The following is a 261-nucleotide window of genomic DNA, read 5'->3' as shown; positions in this document are numbered from 1 at the left end:
CTTTTGGACAAGGAAAAACTAAAGAAATAGGTTTTATAACAGATAATGATTTGTACACTTCGTCTAAATACGATATGTATTACACCAATGGTTTGGAGCTTTTTTTTCGATTTTTATCTAAAAACGATAACCCGAAAATAAATAAAGAAATTACCGAATTTAGAATTGGGCAATATCTTTATAATCCGAGGTTTTTAAATAAGGAAGCGGTTACTGTAAACGATCGTCCTTTTGCCGGTTATATTTTTGCCGAAGTTGGGA

General features: G+C 31.4%; 1 protein-coding gene. It reads left to right on the top strand.

What is annotated here, in order from left to right; translation table 11 throughout:
* Positions 1-261 (top strand): lipid A-modifier LpxR family protein (locus ACWA1B_RS22955; protein ID WP_456910953.1); only part of this gene is annotated, 261 nt, incomplete at both ends.

The sequence above is a fragment of the Flavobacterium xizangense genome (assembly GCF_054075145.1).
The sequence above is the reverse complement of the archived record's forward strand: the minus strand, read 5'-3'. Positions and strand labels throughout refer to the sequence as shown.